Source organism: Solibacillus sp. FSL W7-1472 (genome assembly GCF_037969775.1).
GTDB lineage: Bacteria > Bacillota > Bacilli > Bacillales_A > Planococcaceae > Solibacillus > Solibacillus silvestris.
The window spans coordinates 3,308,287-3,328,367 of the sequence record NZ_CP150208.1 but is presented as its reverse complement, the minus strand read 5'-3'; the positions used below and the strand labels follow the sequence as shown (position 1 = coordinate 3,328,367).

Here is a 20,081-nt window from a genome sequence, read left to right as displayed (position 1 = left end):
GTTTATGAACGGCTCATGAACATTTTAATCCTTCAATATATACCCGAATCTTTATTTTGTTAAACGCTATTTCGCGAAAAAATTTAGCATTCGTTAGCGGGAGTCGCAATTGATAGTCTTTTAAACGGTAAATATCGCATATACATGTTACAATAAATTGTAATAGAGTTATAAAGGGGCGATTACTTGTGAATGGAATTACAAAACTCCAACCTGGTGAACAAGTGGACCAATATTTATTGATTAAAGAAGCAAAAAAAGGTGTAACGACTGTCGGCAAGCCTTTTATGTCACTAATTTTACAGGATCGTAGCGGCGATATTGAAGCCAAGCTATGGGATACAAACGAGGAACATGAAAATTTATACCGTGCACAGGTAATTGTAAAAGTTGGGGGAGAGATTCACGACTACCGTGGAAAAAACCAACTGCGTGTGAAGCAAATCCGACCTGCACGTGAAGAGGAAGGCGTTCAAATCAGCGATCTTTTACCGACGTCTGCGGTACCAAAGGAAGAGTTATTTGAACAGCTGACACAGTACTTCTTTCAAATTCAAAATCCGAATATATCGCGTATTACACGCAATCTTACAAAAAAATATCAAGACCAAATACTGATTTACCCTGCAGCAACCAAAAATCACCACGACTATGCATCAGGCTTACTTGACCATGTTGTATCAATGCTTAAATTAAGTGAGGCGATTTGTGATCTATATCCTACATTAAACCGTGATTTACTGTATGCTGGGGTTATTTTACATGATATCGGTAAGGTCATTGAGCTGAGTGGTCCAGTAGGTACAATGTATACGGTGGAAGGCAACCTGCTTGGTCATATATCCATTATGGTCAATGAAATTGGTCAAGCTGCCAATGAGCTGAAAATCGAAGGAGAAGAAGTGATGCTGCTTAAGCATCTAGTATTGTCACATCACGGTAAAGAAGAGTGGGGCAGCCCGAAAAAACCTATGATTCAAGAAGCGGAAATTTTACATTATATTGATAATATTGATGCGAAGATGAATATGCTGACTCGTGCCCTTGATAAAACAAAACCTGGTGAATTTACAGAGCGTCTATTCCCGTTAGATAACCGCTCATTCTACAAGCCGACGATTTAAGGTGCCTCGGTTCCATCCTGTGGCTCACGTTTTGTGACCAACAGGTATTTTGACCCCGGTCCGAAGAAAAGCATCCTCCGTAACGGAGAACAACATCTACAAGACAGATATAAAAACAAGGCCGTTCAATTTTACTCAGAGTAAATTTGAACGGCCTTTAATTATGGGGAGGATTATTTTGGCTTTAATTGTTATTGATTATCCTGCTGAAATTTTACCATGAAATCAGCTAGGGCTTTACATGTTTCAAGTGGGACCGCATTGTAAGTAGAAGCGCGGCAGCCTCCTACAGAGCGGTGACCATTCAAACCGACAAACCCGGCTGTTTTTGCTTCAGCAAGGAATTTCTTCTCCAGCTCTTCATCTGCTACACGGAACGTAATGTTCATCAATGAACGAGAATCTTCAGTTGCATGCCCGTAATAGAAACCATTGGAATTGTCGATCACATCATAAATATACTTCGCCTTTTCTTCATTACGCTGCTCGATTGCTTCTAAGCCACCTTCAGCTTTCACCCATTTCAATACTTCACCTAACATATAAATTCCGAAAGTAGGAGGGGTATTGTACAGCGAGTTATTTTTAGAATGTGTTGCGTATTTCAACATTGTCGGGATATTTGAATTTGCTTTTTCAAGAAACTCTTTGCGGATGATGACTACCGTTACACCTGAAGGTCCTAGGTTTTTCTGTGCACCCGCATAAATCATGGCAAAATTTGATACATCAATTTTCTTCGATAAAATATCAGAAGACATGTCTGCAATTAATGGAAGATCCCCAGTAGTCGGGAACGTTTTCCATTGAGTACCAAAAATTGTATTGTTCGATGTTAAGTGAAGGTATGCAGCCTCTTCATCGATTTGGATCTCCGATAGAGCCGGGATATTTTTGTAGTTATTGCTTTTTGAGCTTGCTGCCTCTACAGGTGTCCCGAATAACTTCGCTTCTGCAAAGGCTTTTTCTGACCATGCCCCTGTTTGGATATAACTTGCCTTCTGTCCTTCTTTTACGAAGTTCATTGGAATCATTGAAAATTGTAGGCTTGCTCCGCCTTGTAAAAATAGTACTTCATAGTTTTCAGGGATATCATATAACTCGCGTAAATTTGCTATCGCTTCATTATGTACTCCTTCAAATTCAGCACTACGGTGACTTAATTCCATTACAGACATACCAGTACCTTTAAAATCTACTAGTTCTGCCTGTGCTTTTTGTAAAACTTCCAATGGTAATGCTGATGGGCCAGCATTAAAGTTAAATGCGCGTTTTGTCGTTACTGTCAATGCAATCACTCCTGAATTTTAATATTAGAATATATAAATTGATAATATACCCTTTCGGAACAAATATGTGAAAATTCTTGAAATTATTTTTCTAATAAACATAAAAGAGAAGAACCTATAGAAAATTTATAGATTTTTGTCACTAAGGAAATAGGAATGTTCGTGTTTAGAGCCATTTACTTGTATAACCTTGTTTAAAATAAGGATCTGTGCGAGTATAGAGGGGATGATAGACAGGGGGTATATAAAAATGGAACAATTACCGAAATGCCCGGAATGCGGGTCTGAGTATACGTATGAAGATGGTCAGAATTATGTGTGCCCGGAATGTGCACATGAATGGTCTCAAACGGAGGAAACAGTGGAAGAAGGATTAGTCGTGCGCGATGCAAACGGCAATCTGCTAGCTGATGGGGATACCGTAACAGTTGTTAAGGATTTAAAAGTAAAGGGAAGCTCCTCTACATTAAAAATCGGAACACGTGTTAAAAACATTCGACTTGTAGAAGGCGACCACAATATTGATTGTAAAATTGACGGTTTCGGTGCAATGAAGCTGAAATCGGAATTCGTAAAGAAAAACTAAAAAATGCGAGGCCCATTTGTGGGTCTCGCATTTTGTCCCGTATTAACAAGTAGTAAATCTCGCGCCTCTAAACTTAAGCAAGGCGAAAATGTCAGGCAGGAGATCGACTCCCCGTAAAAGCCCGATTGGATCAACTAACAAATCCGTGGGGATGAAGAACCCCACGGATTGAATTTTCACTTTATATATCAACGATTATTCAGCTTTAATGCCTGAAAATGCGTCTTTTAAATCTTTGTCTTTTACTTTTACATCGGCTTCTTTAATTAACTCTGCCATTTTTGTGTTCCAATCAGCTTTTGTAGCTGCAATTGATTCACGGATTTCTTCTTTTTTGTCTTCAAGTTTACCGTAATCTTTAACATCACGTTTCTCAGTCACTTGAATGATGTGGAAACCGTGCTCAGATTGTACAGGCTCACTGATTTCATCGATTTCCAATGCATATGCAGCATCGTTGAATTCAGGCACCATTGTCCCAACTGTAAACCAACCTAAATCTCCGCCTTGTGCACCAGAACCTGGGTCAGTTGAGAATTCTTTTGCTAATTTCGCAAAATCTTCACCGGCATCTAATTTAGCTTTGATTTCTTTTGCAGTCTCTTCATCTTCCACTAAAATGTGACGAGCGTTTAATTCTTGAGATGCTTGGTTATAGTACTTTTCGATTTCCTCGTCTGTTACTTCAACATCTTTTAATGCTTTTTCTTGTAACAATGTGAATCGAATATTTGTTTTTAACGTTTCTTCCGTTAAATTGCTTTGTGCTAAAACAGCTTCATAGCTTTCACCATACTGCTCTTTTACACCTTTTAATTCTTCTTCGATTTCCTCATCTGTTACTTTATATTTATCGTTTAAAATCTGTTCAACTACTACTTGTTGCAGTAATTGATCACCAGCGATGTCCTTCATTGAATTATAAAATTCTTCTTGAGTGATATCGCCAACGCTTGTTGATACTACAACTTCATCGCCTGGATTACTGCATGCAGCTAAACCGATTGAAGCAGCAACTGTTAATGCAAAAATGGTCTTTTTCATTTGAATACGCTCCTAACTTAACTTTAATGCAATTGTAACTATAACATAAACGATTTAAAAACAAAATGGTTGCATGTGTATAGTGCCTAAGTTTTGTAACAACAGGCGCATACGATATTGAGAGAAAGAGAGAAGGGAGGTGGCAATATGGGTGGCGGAGGTTACAATGGCGGCGGCTACGGCTCTGGCTTTGCTCTATTAGTTGTATTGTTTATCTTATTGATTATTGTTGGTGCAGCTTTCATCTACTAAGAAAGCAAGGTGTGTTAAAAGTCTTTACGGCTTTTAACACACCTTTTCCAATTATTGAAGTATGGATAAAAATCTATTTACATAAAAAATTTTTTAAACGGCTAGCAGTACTTCGACATACATGCTCACAAGTAAAATCGTAATTAGTACATTAATCGTACGGAAAATTTTTGGTTGTTTTTCTTCTGGAATTTCACGTCGACTGCATAATGCGGCAGTCATTCGATTTATTTGGAATAAGTATATTACTGAGAATAAGATTACAATAAGTAGTAACAAATTTATTCCTCCCCTCTAAAGCATCATTAAAACCTAAATATCAATAGGAACTAAAATTTCATAACCTCTTGGTGTTTCTTCAATTATAGCATTGTTTGGTGCATACATTAAATTTTTCACATATAAAAAATCCATTAGACAAATACAAGAGTGAAAAGCGAGCAAACCACTAAAATAATGCGCATATTCAGGGAAATAAATGCCCCCGGCAATCAATGCTGAATTAATAACAATAAAAGGTGTCACAAGTGCGAAAATATAAGATTTTTTCGGAATACCGTTTTGCAGGCGCATCCGGACAACTGGCATGAAATGTTGAATCTTAAAACGAATGACCAGTGATTTTCTATGCTGAAGCAGAGCGAAATAATGTAATAATTTGTGCATAGGATAAATAAAAGGTATTACTAATAAAACTAACCATAAATGGCGATCGATATGCTTACCGTTAAAATTAAAACTAAATGCAATATATGAAAAGCAAAATACAAGGACGAAAAGAGTAATTGCCAATAGTACAAGTCTTCCCGTACCGTATTCGCGCTCAATGTTGATCGTTTTCCAACAATGCATGTGAGCCCTCCTAAAACATTATGGAAAAGGATGTATTATGCTTTTCCATTAACGAAACAATATTAAACATAAAACTAACTATAATCAATAAAAAAAGAAATGTCATCAATTAAAATTGGCGACATTTCTTCTACAAATTTTATGAAGTTGTTGTGATTGATGGCTTTCCCTTGTCATCAATTGTTTCTTTGAAGTTAAAGAATGAACGTTCGAATATTTCGATGAAATCATCCCCGTAAATATTTCGTATAACGGCCATTACATCTAAAAACTCAGGGAATCTACCGTATAGTTCTTTTAATGGCAATGCACCTGTTAAAATCGTATGTTCTGTATCGTGATAATGATCATACATACGTAAAATGAGTTCTGCGCCTTTATCAGTTAACTCCACATATGTATTACGTTTGTCTTCATCACGTTTTGAGAAAGTAAGTAATCCACGTTCTTCTAATTTTTTTGAAAAGTTGAAAGCGGTAGATACATGCATGACACCAAATTTAGCTACATCTGAAATGGAAGCACCTTTCAAATGATATGAAATCCATAAAATATGATGTTCATTAATATTTAAATCAAAAGGTTTAATCCATGTTTGCCAATCTTTTTCGATAGCTTTCCATAGTGCTTTCGAAAGTTGTGCGACTCTTTGGCTAAATAACATAGCCTCTCTTTGCGAGTATAAATCTTCTGTCAAAGCAATCACCTTCTTCTTTCATTTAACATTTTAAAATTATTATAGCAATAAAAGAAAAGAGTTTAAAGTTAGAAAAATGGAATAATTCAACATTGGTTGATTTATGCTATAAAAAGATAAATTTGGGATTGAATTGACTGTTTTTGTTATTTTTTATGATTCTAAAGTTATAGTGATGAATTTGTATTCATTACTCGTTATTTCTAGTTGAAGGGATATTTTTCTCGATTTCACTTATAGAATTCTGTAATTTCTCTATTTCTTGTTTTAAGTTTATTGCTTCCGGTTCTATCTGAGTTTTGAAATTTGCGAAATTATCCTTTAATTCATTTACTATACTAGGCATACTATTTTGGACTTCTGCCTTTAAAGTTGTGATCGATTGCTTTACATTATTTAGTTCGTATTGAACATCTTGAAGTTTGGATTTGACGTTTTTCGTATTTTCCAACAGGTTTTGTCGTAAAGCCGTCCCGGATTGTGGTGCTGTAAATAAAATGACAGCTGCACCGCTAACGATACCTGTTGTAATACCTAGTAAAAATGATTTTGCTTTCATATTGTTAACCTCGCTTTATTTATATTTGTTATCCAAATCTTTTTCCAAATCCATCTTCCGATAAACATTGGAAAGATTGTGGGAAAATGTACTAAAAGAAAAACCAGCATTTTCACTTATGAAAAAGATGCTGGCCATCGTCTCCTCATACAATTATGTAGACATAACTGAGTGGAGCAATTATAAGTGTGATTTAATTTCCTCAGAAAGTGTTGAAAGCACATCTGGCGGGAATTCCTGTGAACGACCATTCCAGTTGACCACTAATCCATCTTTTTCGTCATAGCGCGGAACGAGATGCAGGTGGTAATGGAAAACGGTTTGACCTGCTTCAGCACCATTATTATTAATCGTATTCATACCAGCCGGGTTAAAAGCAGCTTTAATGGCATTAGCAACTTTTGGGGCAGCGGCATATAAATTACGTGCCACATCTTCAGACATTTCAAATAGATCTTTACAATGTGTTTTCGGAATTAATAGTGTATGACCCTTTGTCAACGGGGCAATGTCCATGAAGGCAAAAGTATGCTCATCCTCATAAACCTTAATACTTGGAATTTCACCGGCAATTATTTTGCAAAATAAGCAATCACTCATCTTATTTATCGCTCCTTTTTTATTTTTGATTTTCACCATAAGAAGTTAGAAAATAATGTTATTGTAAGTTGAAAGGTATACAGTGGGTCAGAATCCGTCGGAAAGTGTGCGCCAGCAATGAACATCAACTGTACAACCCCAATTTATGGTGAACATACTATTATTTTTCTTTATTCTATCATAGATTATTTGGAAAACTACTTTCTTATATGAAAGAATTACTTTTAAACCCGTGTTAACGGGTCCTTGAAAGCGTGGCGGCGGAGTCAGCATTTCCCGTAAAAAATCCCGGCTGAATGAAGTTTCACATTATGTTCTTTGAATTGAGTGTTGCATTCAGTGTTCAATTTTATTCGCTTTTGATAAACTAAATTTTAGAAAAGAGGAGTGACGACTGTGACAATTTTACAACTGCAAAATGTAACAGGTGGTTATACGAGAAAACCTGTGATTCAAGATCTATCATTTGAAATTAACAAAGGAGAGCTCGTTGGATTAATCGGCTTAAACGGTGCGGGGAAAAGTACGACGATCAAGCATATTATTGGCACGCTCTTACCACGCTCTGGTGAAATCCGTTTAAACGGTGTGACGTTAAAAGAGAATTTGGACAAGTACCGGTCAAGCTTCTCTTATATTCCGGAAACACCCGTACTATATGAAGAATTAACATTAAAAGAACATTTACAATTAACGGCAATGGCATATGGTTTAGATGAAAAAACATTGAATGAGCGTTCTGAAGTTTTATTGAAGGAATTCCGTATGGAGAAGCGATTAAATTGGTTTCCGTCGCACTTTTCAAAGGGAATGCGCCAGAAGGTAATGATTATGTGCGCATTTCTAGTCGATCCAACTCTGTATATTATCGATGAGCCGTTTGTCGGTTTAGACCCGCTCGGCATCCAGTCATTGCTTGACCAAATGGACGATAAAAAACGTGCAGGTGCATCGATTTTAATGTCGACACATATTTTATCGACTGCAGAAAAACATTGTGACCGCATCATCTTACTTCATGAAGGACGTGTTCGTGCACAAGGAACAATGAATGATTTGCGCAAAGCGTTCAATATGCCGACTGCGACACTGGATGATTTGTATATTGCAATGACAAAGGAGCAGGACAATGAACAGCATGCATAGTGTATGGGCTAAGCGCTTCGAGCATTACATCGGCGAAGTGATGAAGTATATGCGCTTCGTCTTTACAGGGCATATTGCGATTGTCCTTGTCTTTATCGCAGGGGCAGGGGGATATCAGTATAGTGAATGGCTGAAGGTCGTGCAGCCTGATTTTCCGGCAGAATGGCTCATTGCCCTTGTGATCGGGTTCTTAGTTGCATTAAGTAGACCTGTCACATTGCTGAAAGAACCCGATCAAGTATACTTATTGCCGCTAGAAAGCCAAATGCCGAACTATTTCAAAAAGGCGATGAACTGGACGTTTTGGTCACAGCTATTGTTGCCGGTCGTTCTGTATATTATAACGATTCCGTTATTGAAAGAAGTTACGACACTTAGCGTAGCTGAAATTTGGCTGACAGCTCTATTTATCGCGGTGCTGAAATTTATTAATGTGCGCGCCGAATTCAATTACCGTTATGCGAATCGTGGGAATGCCGTACTAATGGACCGTTTCGTACGGGCAACCGTGTCGATTATCGGAATTCAAATGACATTGGCAGACGGTTTGATTGGCGTCGTATTTCTCGTTATGATGGCTTATTATACAGTTACATTGAAGAAAAAAGTACAGGATAATCCAGTACCTTACGAACATTTCATTAAGCTCGAGCAAAACCGAATGATGCGTTTTTACCGCTTTGCCAACTACTTCACAGACGTTCCGCATTTAAAGGGCTCTGTAAAACGTCGTGCTTGGTTGGATATTGCGTATAAAGCGATCAGCTATAAAAAGGAAAACACGCAAGCCTATTTAATTTACCGTACGTTTATCCGTACAGACGACCATTTTTATTTATGGGTGCGGTTAACAGCAATTTCAGCTGTTGTAGCCATGTTTATTACAATTCCGTTTGTAACTTGGATTGTTGTCGGTGCTCTGGCATTTGCGACAACGCTTCAGCTTAAGTATGCACTTATGTCAGCAGGGGATTTCCGAATGGACATGCTTTACCCGATTCCCCGTGATACGAGAAAGCAGGCTGTTGCAAAACTGCTTCGTCAATTGAGCATTGTACAGGCTATTATTGTGACACTGTGTGCAGTAATGCAGCCACAGTTTTATTTCATTCCGATTGTCATTATTGCAGTCAGTGAATTGACGATGAGAATGTCAAAATAAAAAATCGCTAACCCTACGTATGAGTTAAGTAGAGGTTAGCGATTTTTTTATTAACCAAGTTAATTTACAATAGAAATCCGCCAATTAATAATCCGGCGGCGATTACTATAATAGAAGGAACTTTGAATTTTTCCAGAGCAATATAGCTGCCGACAATCATTAAAATCGTTGGAATTAATTTATTTGATTCATAGGAAGACTTGGCGAAATCGAATGTTAATGTAATTAATAATACGGCAATTGCAGGTAATACAAAGCTTGATAACCGCATTACTTTAGGCGAATCTCTATATTTTTGTAGAAGATTCAAAAGTGTGATCATCAAAATCAGGGTAGGGGCTACTGTCGCAAATAACGCTATAATACTCCCTAAAATACCACCAACTTCAAAGCCGATATAACCCGCCATCTTCGTTGCGATAGGACCGGGCAGTGAATTTGCCAAAGCAAGAAACTCACTGAATTCACTTTGCGTCATCCACTCATACCTGTCTACCACTTCATGTTCAATTAACGGGATTGAAGCAGGCCCGCCTCCGTATGCCAAAAGGTTCGGTATTAAAAATGCAATAAAAAGCTCCCAAAATATCATTGTTCTTTTCCTCCTTTATTGGGCAATGCCAGCGCCAATATTAAGAGGGAACCGATGATAATCCCAGGGTGGAGATCGAATACAACAATCGTTATAAAACTGAATACGAAAATAATTGCGCTGATTTTTAGACCTAAAGCTTTATGCGATTTCTTTAAAAAGTCAAATGCATAAATCCCCATCATCACTGTCACAATGGGTATGACACCTTTAGACATGTTGTTGATAAAGTCAGAGTTACTGAATTGGTTTAATGAATTTAATAATAAAATAATTAAAAGTACAGTAGGCATAACCGAAGCAAACAGAGCGTTAATTAATCCGAGAAAACCGCCTATACGGTAACCAATGTAGCCTGCCATCTTTGTCGCAATTGGACCAGGCAATGTGTTTCCAATCGATAACACATCAGAAAAATCATCATCTGTCATAAGTTTATATTTTTCAACCACTTCTTTATGAAGCAATGGAATGATTGTCGGACCTCCCCCGAATCCAAGAATTCCTGAAACAAAGAAAGCTTTAAACAACTGAATTTGTATTTTCACATAATAACCGCCTTTTGTTTAGTGAGAAGCAGAATAGTTCGGAAAACGAAAGATTTTCTAAATATGTATTATTTTATATAAAAATGCTACGAAACACAATCGTAGCATTTTTGATAAAAGCATTATTCTTTTGAAGCTGCACTATATGTCGTAATATAGGATGATGAGTTAAACATCGACTGTAACACTTGTGTCGTGCCTTCAAAGATAGGGGCAAATGAAGTCTTATACTCATTGCTGCCTTTCCAAACTTCATAAGAAGCAGGCCCGCCCCATTGAATAATAAATAAATAGGTTTCTGCTTTAATCGGACGCAGTAAACGATAGGCAATTACAGCGTCATTGGAGTTCAAAGCAGGGATGACATCGAGAGCTTTTTTCTCGAAAACCGGGCGCTCATCTGACATAATGGGCATATTGAAAAAAGTATAATAGCCCTTTTGTGTAAACTGTCCATCTTGAGCAATGACTTCAAACTTGCGGGGTACTGCGAAAATAGATTTGTTCTCTGTTTCATGCAACACCACTGAATTACCATTTCCGTGTAATAAAATTAAAGGGTGCTGTGGATTTTTTGCAATTAAATTTTCCATATAGTCAGGTGTTCCTGAAGTTACATAAAAATTCATATGACTGACCTCCTTTACACTATTATTTCCATTTATAAAGATGTTCAAGCCATTTGTCAAAAAGTTCTGTAGCAGAAGAGACAAATTTATGACATTTATTCAAGAAATCTATACAAATATTTATGAAAAGTTTATAGTCGATGATGGATATCAATGACGTTTTTGAGGTATAGAACAAAAAAGAATTTACTTTAAGGGGTAGAAATCAAAAATGATGAAATTTAATGACACATTATTACGTGCTGCTCGCGGTGAGCAAGTAGAACATACACCAGTTTGGTTTATGCGCCAGGCAGGCCGTTCACAGCCAGAATATCGTGAAATAAAAGAAAAATATTCATTAGAAGAGATTACAATGCAGCCGGAGTTATGTGCTTATGTAACGCATTTACCTGTTGAGCAATACAATGTAGATGCAGCGATTCTTTATAAAGATATCGTTACCCCTTTACCAGGAATGGGAATTGATGTAAAAATAAAGGCAGGGATTGGTCCGGTTATTTCAAATCCGATCCGTTCAGCTGCTGATGTGGAAAACTTACGTGAGTTCAATGCACAGGAGCATACACCTTACGTGCTAGAGACAATTAAAATGTTAACAACAGAACAGCTAAATGTTCCGTTAATCGGTTTTGGCGGTGCGCCGTTTACGCTTGCGAGCTATATGATTGAAGGCGGCCCAAGCAAAAACTACGCTAAAACTAAATCATTCATGGTTTCGCAGCCAAAAGCATGGTTTGCTTTAATGGAAAAACTGGCTGATATGATTATTGTGGATATTACAGCACAAGTAGAAGCCGGTGCAAAAGCAATCCAAATTTTCGATTCTTGGGTTGGAGCATTGAATGTTGAAGATTACCGTATTTTTATCAAACCGACGATGACACGCATTTTTGCTGAATTGCGCGCATTGAATGTGCCGCTAATCCAGTTTGGTGTAGGTGCATCGCATTTAATAAATGAATGGCATGACCTGCCAGTCGATGTAGTAGGGTTGGACTGGCGTTTACCGATTCGTGAAGCAGAAGCACGCGGCGTAACAAAAGCGGTACAAGGGAACTTGGATCCTACATTATTACTGGCAGACTGGAACGTAATCGAAGCACGAGCGAAAGATATTGTCGATCAAGGTTTAGCGCATACAGGCGGACATATTTTCAACTTAGGCCACGGCGTCTTCCCGGAAGTAGATCCAGCTGTATTAAAACGACTAACTACATTTGTACACGAATACAGCCGCGAACAAATCGCAAAACGTTCATAATACAAATACTAATATAAATATGATTATTCACCGGTGAAGGTGAGAAAACTAGATAGATGAAGGTTGACTGGAGAGCACCCAAAAAACAACAAGTTAATGGGATGAAAAACCTTTAATAACTAATTAAAAAAGAAACGTGTTAAAAAACATGCAGAGGTGAACTTACATGAAAGAAGTACGCGGTTTATTAGTAATGGCTTATGGTACGCCATATAAAGAAGAAGATATTGAACGTTATTACACACATATTCGTCATGGCCGTAAACCAAGCCAGGAACATTTGGACGATTTAACTGAACGTTACCGTGCAATCGGCGGTATTTCTCCGCTTGCGAAAATGACGGAAGCACAAGCCCATGCATTATGTGCGCGTTTAAACGAAGTGCAGGACGAAGTGGAATATAAAGTATTTATCGGCTTAAAGCATATTGAACCATTCGTTGAAGATGCAGTAGAAGCAATGGTGAAAGAAGGTATTACTGAAGCGGTATCGATCGTTTTAGCACCACACTTCTCAACTTTCTCAATTAAATCGTACAATGGACGAGCGAAAGAAGCAGCTGAAAAGTTAGGTGGTACGTTAAATATCACTTCTGTTGAAGCATGGTATGACGAACCGAAATTTATTGAATTCTGGAAAGATGCCGTGAATGGCGAGCTGGCAAAAATGACAGAAGAAGAGCGCGCAAATGCTTGCTTAATCGTATCAAACCACTCATTGCCGGAAAAAATTAAACTTGCAGGCGATCCGTATGAAGAACAGTTAGTTGAAACAGCACGTTTAATTGAAGAGGCTTCTGATATTGTAAACGTTGAAGTAGGCTGGCAGTCAGCTGGACAAACACCCGAGCCATGGCTAGGACCGGATGTACAGGATTTAACAAAGGAATTATTTGAGCAAAAAGGTTATAAAGCATTCATCTATACACCAGTAGGATTTGTAACGGAGCATTTAGAAGTGCTCTATGATAATGATATTGAGTGTAAAGTTGTATGTGACGAAATCGGTGCAAGCTATTATCGCCCGACAATGCCAAATACACATCCTTTATTCATTGATGCAATGGTAGATGCTATCAATAAAAAATTAGCGGAATAGTAGAGAGTGATGATGAGGGTGACTTTAAAAAGGAAGAAGGTTGTTATCGTTGGCGGTGGGATCACTGGTTTAACGACGGCATACTATTTACAGCAAAAAACGAAGGCGCATAATTTACCGATAGATATCGTGTTGATCGAAGCGTCACTACGTTTAGGTGGTAAAATCCATACTGTACGTCAAAATGGATATATTATCGAACGTGGGCCTGAATCGTTTTTTGATACAGGTAGCAGTGTCCGAAAGTTGGCACGTGATTTAAATATCGAACATGAGATGATTCAAAATAATTATGGTCGAACATTTATCGCAGTTGGTAGCAAGTTACACCAAATTCCGAGTAATATTCTGCTCGGAGGGTCACCTAAAATCCTCCCGTTTATGACATCGAATGTTCTATCTTTAATGGGGAAATTCCGTGCAGCAGGAGATTTGTTGTTGCCGAAATTACCGCATGCTGCAGACGAACCGATTAGTGAATTTTTCAATCGGCGCTTTGGTAAAGAAGTGGTCGAAAATTTAGTTGAACCGGTGTTGGCGGGTACTTTTGCAGGTGATGTCGACCATCTTAGCATGCAATCGATGTTCCCGCAGTTTTATCAGTTGGAAAAAGAATATCGCAGCCTATTGCTCGGTATGAAAAAAACCGGAAAAGGTATTTACGCACTCGTGGATACTCCAGGTGAACTACATTACGAATCATTTGAAAATGGATTGGAATCCTTAATTGAATCATTGGAAAATGCTTTAACCGATGTAACGATTTTAAAAGGATTGAAAGTGAATTCCATTGAAAAAAATAATGATGATACCCATCTTGTAGAATTGAATGATGGGACGTCGATTCAAGCAGATAAAATCGTCGTGACGACATCGTTTAATGTAACGAAAAAAATCTTCCCGGACTCAACGACAATGTTGAAAGTTCCGGATATGAATTATGCCACAATTGCCACCGTTACGATGGCATTTGAAAAAGGTTCAATGCAGAAATATGAAGATGCACTTAACTTCTTCGTTTCACGCAATAGTCATTTTGCAATTACAAGCTGTACGTGGAGTCACCGGAAATGGGATAATGTGTCACCGGATGGCCAGGAACTACTTAGAGTGTACATTGGCCGTGTAGGGGACGAATCGATTGTAGAGCTGCCCGACAGTGAAATTGAAAAAATTGTATTGCAAGATTTAGAGCGGGCAGTGGGATTGAATGCCCAGCCGCTACTGACAACAGTAGCCCGCTGGAAAGAAGCAATGCCTCAATATACAATTGGTCATGAATTGCGCATGTCTACTATGAAAGAACAATTTTATCAAGAGTTTCCGAATGTCTTATTAACAGGAAGCTCCTATGAGGGAATTAGTATTCCGGACTGTGTATTGCAAGGGAGAAATACTGCCGAGCAATTACTCAGCCAGTTTGCCGAGTCAAAAGTAGCAATGTAATAATTCAATAGACTAATTGAACAGAATGCTGTATTAAAGGTGAACCGCTTTTAGTGCAGCATTTTTATTTGGATAATTTTTCAATGGTTCACAAATTTATCTTAATTATCCTATGCATCTGTACGTATTTTTTAGTACGCTAGTAAGGATGGGGAAAGATTGCATTAAAATACATAATAGTTAACAAGGATGGGAGATTTAATGATGAAAAAATGGTTTTACAGTTTAGTAGCAGTCCCTTTTTTATTGGCAGCATGTGGCGATGACCCCGAAGTGGAAACACTTGATACTGCCGAGGTGCCGGCAATCGTCGAAGTAGATATTCAAACAGCAGAACAGTTAAACGTAGGGGAAACGATACAGCTATCGGCACGTGTTACTCAAGAAGAAGAAGCGGTAAATGATGCGAAAGAAGTGAAGTTTGAAGTATGGGAATCAGGACTTCGTGATGAAGGGGAGATGTTGGACGGAGAACTGACAGAAGACGGAATCTATGTCGCTGACTATACATTTGACCATGATGGCGTATATTATATGTTTGCCCATACGACGGCGCGCGGAATGCACGTGATGCCAAAGCAGGAACTGATCGTCGGCAACCCTGATATGAGCAAAGTGCTGGAAGATACAAGCTCTAATTCGATGGAACATGACGAAGAAAATAAAGAAGAAGATCATAACCATTAAATATTGCAATATGAGAAGAACGGTGTATAATAGTGACTGGATGACCGAAGTGGTCTTTTGGTCACTTTTTTTGAGGAGGTGGATTTATGGATCGTCGACATGAAATTTTAATAGCTGCAACAAAATCCTTTACATTATTTGGCTATAAAGCAACAACGATTGAACAAGTTGCAAAAATTGCAAATGTAGGAAAAGGGACTATTTATACTTTTTTTAAAAATAAAGAAGAGCTGTTTCAGGAAGTTGTATTCCATTTAATCGGTGAAATGAAACGCGAAACAGATCAGCTAATCGATGTAAATGCGAGCTTTATGCAAAATGCCCATACAGCATTAATGAAAATGCTGCAGTTCCGTGAACGTCATTTACTGTTTGCCAAACTAATAGATGAGGAAAGAGCACTGGGCACTCCTGAAGTACAGCAAATGCTGTTGAAAATCGAGTCGGAAATCATTTCATACGTCTCGATGCGCATTCGTAACGGCATTGCAAAGGGTGAGGTCATTGAATGTAATCCTGAGCATGTAGCCTTTTTATTGTTTAAATCGTATTTGGCTTTTATTGTAGACTGGCAGTTGACACATAATGAACCACTCAACGAACAAGAAATTCTGACATTATTCAGCGAAACCATTTTCCGTGGTTTGGCAAAGAAAAAGTAGTAGTCACTTCCTGGTGAAGTGGTTTCTTTTTACCATGAAATGACCAATTGACGATATTGGTCATATAGTTTTAAAGGAGGAAATTAGTGTGATAAAAGCAGAATGGCTGAAGATTTTTAAAACAAAAAAAATGCTTATTTCAGTTATTGCCGTTCTTTTTGTTCCTGTTATGTACAGCGGGATGTTCTTATGGGCATTTTGGGATCCATATGCCAATTTAAAGAGCTTGCCGGTTGCCGTTGTCAATGAAGACAAAGGGGCTATGATGGATGACGAAACAATGGAGCTCGGTCAGACATTGGTCGATAAGCTGATAGATAGCGAGCAATTCCAGTTTGAGGAAGTTGATGCAAAGGAAGCGGACCAAAAATTATTGGATCAAAAGTATTATATCTTAATTAAAATTCCGGAAAACTTTTCTGAGCATGCAACTACATTATTAGATGACGAACCACAAAAGTTGGTTATTGATTATATTCCAAATGAAGGCTTCAACTTTTTAGGCGCACAAATTGGTGAAACTGCAATGGATCGCATTAAAGCAGAAGTAAATACACAGGTTTCAGCAACATATGCCGAAAAATTATTTGATTCCATTACACAACTTGGTGACGGTTTTGCCGAGGCGGCAGATGGAGCAGGGGAGCTAGATAAAGGTGCCGCGAAGTTGGCGGATGGCGCTGATGAGTTGAAAGGCTATTTAGAACAATTGGCATCAAGCTCTGTTAAATTATCCGATGGTACTGACACTTTAGTTGCCGGTGCTAAAAATGCTGCAAAAGGTGCTGGTGATCTGGCGGCAGGTGTAGCAAAAATTGCGGATGGCAGCGGCCAACTTGAAACAGGAGCAAAATCTGCAGCAGATGGCGCCAATAAATTGCAGCAAGGTATTGAAAGCTATACTGATGGTGTTGCACAAGTAGCAAACGGACAAAAGGACCTTACATCCGGTCAGGCGAGCTTAGCTGAAAACCTGAAATTATTAACACAAGGTACAGCGAATATCGATGACAAAGTAAAAGCGCTGGCAGATGGTTCAGCTAATGTAGCGGGCGGTATGGATCAGTTGGCAAGCCAACTGGAAGCGATTTTACCTATGCTGCCTGAAGAAAATCAAACAGCTTTAAAAGCCGCACTAGGGCAGCTGCAAGAAGGCAGTAAACAAGTAAGTGGCGGTTTAAGTCAGCTGCATGCAGGAACAAATGGATTGGACGATAAAATCGCGGCAATCAGTGAAGGTGCAAGTAAATTAAATGCAGGGCAACAACAAGTAACTTCAGGTGTTGCACAATTGCAGCAAAATTCAGCACAGCTAATAGAGGGTGCCAATTCATTAGCACAAGGCAATACGACAATCGCCGGAAAACTAAATGAACTAACGGCAGGTGCATCAAGTGCGGCAACTGGCGCCAACACATTAGCACAAGGTTTGAACACATTAGTGGATGGTTCGAATAAATTATATGACGGTACGAGCTTGTTGGCAGAAAAGTCAGGTGAGTTAGCACAAGGTTCTACTACTTTGGCGGATGGTACGAAAGAGTTGAAGGATGGTACGACAACTTTATCTGAAAAGTTGACGGAAGCTGGCGAAAAAGCCGCTGTAAATCCGACTGAAGATACGTACAATATGGTCGGTTCTCCAGTGGAAGTCGAAAAAGATTCAGTAAACCATGTACCGAATTATGGTACAGGTTTTGCACCATACTTTATTTCTTTAGGATTATTCGTTGGGGCATTATTAATTTCGATTGTATTCCCATTTGTTGAACCAGCCGTTATCCCGAAAAACAGTGCAAGCTGGTTTGTAAGTAAAGTAACTGTATTAATCGGTGTTGGATTGGTGCAATCATTTATAACGATTGCAATTGTCGTTTGGGGGCTTGGACTTGAGGTAAATAATATGCCGCAGTTCATTCTGACAACAATTATAACTAGCTTTACATTTTTAGCTATGGTTCAATTGCTTGTGTCTGTGTTTGGTGATCCAGGACGATTTATTGCCATCGTCGTGTTGATTCTTCAATTAACAACAAGTGCAGGGACATTCCCGATTGAGCTAGTACCAGAGCAATTGCATTTCTTCAATAAAATTTTACCGATGACATTCTCTGTACAAGGCTTCAAAGCAGCCATTTCAACTGGTGATACATCATTCCTAATGTTCAACTGGTCGATTTTAGGTGCGTTTATGATATCATGCTTAGCAATCACGTTCGGTTACTTTGCATTGCTTTATAAAAAACGTTATTCAAAACAACATACAGAACTATAAAATGAAAAAGCATGGATCCGGGTTTTCCCCCTGAATCCATGCTTTTTTATACAGAAAAAACCACGGCCATTGAGCAATCTCGTTCGCGTTCTGTGCGCTTCTATACAGATGCCGTTATTCAAAAGTACAGGAAGCTAAATCTTTATAGTTGTAACCATAAAAAAACGATTCGCTATTTAGCGAATCGTATTTTTTATTGTAAACATTGAGCGGGGTTTACAATAAAAATGTAAGCTATTATAGGTTCATCCTAGTCCTAAGATGAAGGTTGTCAGTAATACGAATTAAACAGTGTGTAAAGAATTAAAGAGAGTTACATTTATCACAATTGTTGCTGTAGCACTCGCTTTGTTCTTCGATTTTATCACCGCATTGAACGCAAATTTTATCAGGTAAATTCTTGAAAAATTCCACTACGTTTTCTAACATTGTGCATGCCTCCTTTAAGTTTCTGTTATACTACTTCTGTTTATATATTGTATTGTATTATAACAGATTTAATTCGTCAACACAAAATGCCTAATTTAAGTTAAAATATAAATGGACGATTTTTGAAGGAGTGAGCCTCTTGTATTTTATCGATAATAAAGGAATTACAGATCCGCGTATTAACCTGGCAATAGAAGAGTATATACTGAAAAACATGGATATCGAAAAGGATGATTTTTTACTGTTTTATATTAATCAGCCTTCGATTATCATCGGAAAAAATCAAAACACGATTGAAGAAATCAACACAGATTACGTTGAAGAAAATGGAATCCTTGTCGTACGTCGCCTTTCCGGCGGTGGTGCAGTTTACCATGATTTGAACAATTTGAATTTCAGCTTCCTGACAAAAGATGACGGCAACAGCTTCAGCAACTATAAAAAATTCACCCAGCCTGTTGTAGATGCACTTGCAAAACTGGGGGTTAATTCAGAGCTTTCAGGCCGTAATGATATTTTGGCTGAAGGGAAAAAGGTTTCGGGCAATGCCCAATATTCAACGCGCGGCCGCATGTTCAGTCATGGGACACTAATGTTCAATCTGGATATTGATGCTGTCGTGAACTCACTTAAAGTAAAACAGGACAAGATCGAATCAAAAGGAATTAAATCAGTTCGCTCGCGTGTTGCGAACATCATTGATTTCCTTCCAGAAAAAATTACAGTAGAAGAGTTCCGTATGGAAATTTTAAAATCTATTTTCGGTGGCGAGGAAAATATTCAATACTACGAGCTTACCGAAGAAGATTGGGAAAACATTCATGAAATTTCAAAAAACCGTTACCAGTTATGGGAGTGGAATTACGGAAAATCACCGCGCTTTAACATTCAAAAAACGAAGCGTTACCCTTCAGGAAGCCTGGATATTCGTTTAGAAGTGAATAAAGGTGTTATTGAAGGGGCGAAAATTTTCGGTGATTTCTTTGGTGTCGGTGATGTAGATGAGGTCGCGCAATTATTGGTCGGGACGAAATATGACCGTGCCGCAATTACAGAAAAGCTGAAAGATATTGAAATCCCGGTATACTTTGGCGGGATCACGGAAGAGGATTTCCTTCATCTAATTTACTAGCAGCTGC

The 20,081-nt window shown here is 38.3% G+C and carries 23 protein-coding genes; 12 read left to right on the top strand and 11 right to left on the bottom strand.

Annotated features, from left to right (window positions below):
• Positions 1-188 precede the first annotated feature (188 nt).
• Positions 189-1,124, top strand: a complete 936-nt coding sequence (gene yhaM, locus MKY07_RS16635; RefSeq protein WP_014822740.1) for a 3'-5' exoribonuclease YhaM — start codon at positions 189-191, stop codon at positions 1,122-1,124.
• 191 nt (positions 1,125-1,315) lie between these two features.
• Here yhaM and serC read toward each other — a convergent pair whose 3' ends face one another.
• Positions 1,316-2,413, bottom strand: coding sequence for a 3-phosphoserine/phosphohydroxythreonine transaminase (gene serC, locus MKY07_RS16630; protein WP_339263204.1), 1,098 nt, complete (start codon positions 2,411-2,413; stop codon positions 1,316-1,318).
• Positions 2,414-2,663: 250 nt separating this feature from the next.
• Between serC and MKY07_RS16625 the strand changes: the two genes are divergently transcribed.
• Entirely contained in the window at positions 2,664-2,999 is a 336-nt protein-coding gene (locus MKY07_RS16625; RefSeq protein WP_065216708.1) for a zinc ribbon domain-containing protein YjdM, read from the top strand.
• Positions 3,000-3,194: 195 nt separating this feature from the next.
• Here MKY07_RS16625 and MKY07_RS16620 read toward each other — a convergent pair whose 3' ends face one another.
• On the bottom strand, positions 3,195-4,043 hold the full coding sequence (locus tag MKY07_RS16620; protein ID WP_014822742.1) for a peptidylprolyl isomerase: 849 nt from the start codon (positions 4,041-4,043) through the stop codon (positions 3,195-3,197).
• A gap of 147 nt (positions 4,044-4,190) precedes the next feature.
• Between MKY07_RS16620 and MKY07_RS16615 the strand changes: the two genes are divergently transcribed.
• The gene (locus MKY07_RS16615; RefSeq protein WP_081483416.1) at positions 4,191-4,295 is read left to right on the top strand and encodes a YjcZ family sporulation protein; all 105 of its coding nucleotides are present in this window, start codon (positions 4,191-4,193) and stop codon (positions 4,293-4,295) included.
• 93 nt (positions 4,296-4,388) lie between these two features.
• Here MKY07_RS16615 and MKY07_RS16610 read toward each other — a convergent pair whose 3' ends face one another.
• From MKY07_RS16610 to MKY07_RS16590, 5 genes are all read right to left on the bottom strand, one after another.
• Positions 4,389-4,574 carry a hypothetical protein gene (locus MKY07_RS16610; protein ID WP_008406465.1) on the bottom strand — a complete coding sequence of 62 codons (186 nt, stop codon included), beginning with the start codon at positions 4,572-4,574 and terminating at the stop codon, positions 4,389-4,391.
• Between the two features lie 33 nt (positions 4,575-4,607).
• Entirely contained in the window at positions 4,608-5,147 is a 540-nt protein-coding gene (locus tag MKY07_RS16605; RefSeq protein WP_008406463.1) for a DUF3267 domain-containing protein, read from the bottom strand.
• A gap of 139 nt (positions 5,148-5,286) precedes the next feature.
• Positions 5,287-5,850, bottom strand: a complete 564-nt coding sequence (locus MKY07_RS16600) for an HTH-type transcriptional regulator Hpr (RefSeq protein WP_173364531.1) — start codon at positions 5,848-5,850, stop codon at positions 5,287-5,289.
• 184 nt (positions 5,851-6,034) lie between these two features.
• On the bottom strand, positions 6,035-6,403 hold the full coding sequence (locus tag MKY07_RS16595) for a YtxH domain-containing protein (protein ID WP_008406460.1): 369 nt from the start codon (positions 6,401-6,403) through the stop codon (positions 6,035-6,037).
• A 180-nt stretch (positions 6,404-6,583) separates the two neighbouring features.
• The gene (locus MKY07_RS16590) at positions 6,584-7,042 is read right to left on the bottom strand and encodes an HIT family protein (protein WP_148271492.1); all 459 of its coding nucleotides are present in this window, start codon (positions 7,040-7,042) and stop codon (positions 6,584-6,586) included.
• 357 nt (positions 7,043-7,399) lie between these two features.
• Between MKY07_RS16590 and MKY07_RS16585 the strand changes: the two genes are divergently transcribed.
• Together MKY07_RS16585 and MKY07_RS16580 are read left to right on the top strand one after the other, a co-directional pair.
• On the top strand, positions 7,400-8,149 hold the full coding sequence (locus MKY07_RS16585; protein WP_339263203.1) for an ABC transporter ATP-binding protein: 750 nt from the start codon (positions 7,400-7,402) through the stop codon (positions 8,147-8,149).
• A complete protein-coding gene (locus MKY07_RS16580) occupies positions 8,133-9,311 on the top strand; it encodes an ABC transporter permease (protein WP_339263202.1) in 1,179 nt (392 codons plus the stop codon). Before MKY07_RS16585 ends, MKY07_RS16580 begins: the two co-directional genes overlap by 17 nt.
• A 64-nt stretch (positions 9,312-9,375) precedes the next feature.
• On the opposite strand, the gene MKY07_RS16575 is transcribed toward MKY07_RS16580, so the two are convergent.
• From MKY07_RS16575 to MKY07_RS16565, 3 genes are all read right to left on the bottom strand, one after another.
• Positions 9,376-9,903: a chromate transporter gene (locus MKY07_RS16575; RefSeq protein WP_014822746.1), complete on the bottom strand. Its 528-nt coding sequence runs from the start codon at positions 9,901-9,903 to the stop codon at positions 9,376-9,378.
• Positions 9,900-10,451 carry a chromate transporter gene (locus MKY07_RS16570; protein ID WP_014822747.1) on the bottom strand — a complete coding sequence of 184 codons (552 nt, stop codon included), beginning with the start codon at positions 10,449-10,451 and terminating at the stop codon, positions 9,900-9,902. The genes MKY07_RS16575 and MKY07_RS16570 overlap by 4 nt, the downstream gene beginning before the upstream one ends.
• A gap of 122 nt (positions 10,452-10,573) precedes the next feature.
• Positions 10,574-11,080, bottom strand: coding sequence for a Target of RNAIII-activating protein (locus MKY07_RS16565; protein ID WP_339263201.1), 507 nt, complete (start codon positions 11,078-11,080; stop codon positions 10,574-10,576).
• A 211-nt stretch (positions 11,081-11,291) separates the two neighbouring features.
• Here MKY07_RS16565 and hemE point away from each other — a divergent pair, with 211 nt between their 5' ends.
• The 6 genes from hemE to MKY07_RS16535 all read left to right on the top strand — a co-directional run bounded on the left by hemE (position 11,292) and on the right by MKY07_RS16535 (position 18,513).
• Positions 11,292-12,344 (top strand): uroporphyrinogen decarboxylase, encoded by a 1,053-nt coding sequence (gene hemE, locus MKY07_RS16560; RefSeq protein ID WP_339263200.1) that lies wholly within the window; start codon positions 11,292-11,294, stop codon positions 12,342-12,344.
• A 166-nt stretch (positions 12,345-12,510) separates the two neighbouring features.
• Entirely contained in the window at positions 12,511-13,443 is a 933-nt protein-coding gene (hemH, locus tag MKY07_RS16555) for a ferrochelatase (protein ID WP_008406448.1), read from the top strand.
• 12 nt (positions 13,444-13,455) lie between these two features.
• Entirely contained in the window at positions 13,456-14,889 is a 1,434-nt protein-coding gene (gene hemY, locus MKY07_RS16550; RefSeq protein ID WP_339263199.1) for a protoporphyrinogen oxidase, read from the top strand.
• Positions 14,890-15,093: 204 nt separating this feature from the next.
• Entirely contained in the window at positions 15,094-15,576 is a 483-nt protein-coding gene (locus MKY07_RS16545) for a FixH family protein (RefSeq protein WP_339263198.1), read from the top strand.
• An 86-nt stretch (positions 15,577-15,662) separates the two neighbouring features.
• Positions 15,663-16,238 carry a TetR/AcrR family transcriptional regulator gene (locus tag MKY07_RS16540; protein ID WP_339263197.1) on the top strand — a complete coding sequence of 192 codons (576 nt, stop codon included), beginning with the start codon at positions 15,663-15,665 and terminating at the stop codon, positions 16,236-16,238.
• Between the two features lie 88 nt (positions 16,239-16,326).
• Positions 16,327-18,513, top strand: coding sequence for a YhgE/Pip domain-containing protein (locus MKY07_RS16535; RefSeq protein WP_339263196.1), 2,187 nt, complete (start codon positions 16,327-16,329; stop codon positions 18,511-18,513).
• Between the two features lie 303 nt (positions 18,514-18,816).
• Here the strand turns inward: MKY07_RS16535 and yhfH are convergent, their stop codons facing one another.
• Entirely contained in the window at positions 18,817-18,942 is a 126-nt protein-coding gene (gene yhfH, locus MKY07_RS16530) for a protein YhfH (protein ID WP_008406441.1), read from the bottom strand.
• Between the two features lie 139 nt (positions 18,943-19,081).
• Between yhfH and MKY07_RS16525 the strand changes: the two genes are divergently transcribed.
• Positions 19,082-20,074, top strand: coding sequence for a lipoate--protein ligase (locus MKY07_RS16525; protein WP_339263195.1), 993 nt, complete (start codon positions 19,082-19,084; stop codon positions 20,072-20,074).
• Positions 20,075-20,081: the final 7 nt, after the last annotated feature.